This is a genomic window from Paenibacillus sp. MAHUQ-63 (assembly GCF_028765165.1).
GTDB lineage: Bacteria > Bacillota > Bacilli > Paenibacillales > NBRC-103111 > Paenibacillus_E.
Map to the genome: position 1 here is coordinate 1 of NZ_JARADB010000023.1, position 1,467 is coordinate 1,467.

General features: G+C 46.4%; 1 pseudogene. It reads left to right on the top strand.

What is annotated here, in order from left to right:
- A pseudogene (locus PUT07_RS35280) lies at nt 1-1,467 on the top strand (hypothetical protein); the annotation flags it as partial.

A 1,467-nucleotide genomic window follows, 5' to 3' on the forward strand; every position in this document is an offset into this window, starting at 1 on the left:
ATCGCGGCTGGCGACAAAGATGTTTATGTGCCAATCGTCGCTTATGATGCAGCAGGCAACCAATTGAGCATGGATGATCTGACAAGCGACCAAAACATCGAACGTATCAAAGTCAACGTATCCGGTGTTGAAGGTCAATCGACAGCTACAATCCTGGATTCCGGCGAGCACAGAGGTTCCATCAAATTGGGCCAAATCAACAACAACACGAAGGGTGCTGTATCGGTAACAGCGATCATCGCAACTGCAAATGCAAGCAGCACAGCGACAAAAACATTCACGGTAGCTGACGCTCGTGTACCTGATCACTTCAAAGTGGTAACAGACCCTGCGAAAGCGATCGTTGCAGGCGGTACTTCAGCGATTGAGCTTGCGGTTGTTGACCAATACGGCAAAGTGCTTGACGATGCTAACTTCACCGACAACCAAGGCAACAACGCGCCGACTTATACAAAAGATGTAAACAACAAGTACCAAGTGAAAGTGGATGTAAAAACGTTTGATGCCGATGGCGAAGTAACAACAAACGATGCGACGATCGGTCTGAAAGATAAAGACGAAAATGTGATCACTTCCGCAATCTTCGGTAAAGGTGAAACAGCTGGCGACTTCGAAACATTTAACGATGAGTTCACACTGTTCACAACCGATAAAGCTGCTGAAGGCGCAAAAGCTGACTACACAGTAACGATCACGAAAAACGGTACAGAAATCTCCAAGTTGACAAGAACGATCACCGTAGCGAAAGCAACTGACGACTTGACGTACGCTGTGAACGCTGTTCCTACCCTGTTCAACCTGACAGATAGCGGTACAGTTGTCGACACTACGTATGGTAACGGTGAAACTGTTAAGGCTGACGTGTTGAAAGATGTAACGAAATCGCAAGTATTTGCACGTGAAGTCAAATTGACTGCGAAGAACGCTTCTGGCGATACTGTGAAGCTTCCAGCAGGTACAATCCAAAGCATCACAACATCCAACAACGCAGTTGCAAAAGTAGCGCTTGTGGGTGGCAAAGCTTACGTGCTGGGTAACAAAACAGGTACAGCGACACTGAACATTTCTTACAAAACAGTCAAAGGTGAAATCAAAACAGCAACGGTTGCGGTAACAACGAAGAATGATGCAATGTCCGTTGACAAAGTGGCTGCTGACAGCACGATGACAATCCAAGATACTGGCGCTAACGCATTCATGGCACCAGATCTGATTGTGACTGACAACTACGGTGTCGAGTATGAGCAAGAAGATGCACAATTGGCTAACGGTGTACTGGGCGTTACCTTCTCTGCAAGCAACTTCTCTTCGAACATCAAGAGCGTAGTGATCGATGCTCAAGGTAACATCAAAGTAGAAAGAATCGCTGATAAAGATGGCAACTTGCAAGATGCAGCATTCGATCTGACTATCACTTCTCCAAGCGGTAAATCCGACGTTGTCGCGGTTACTGTAGCAAGTGCTAAA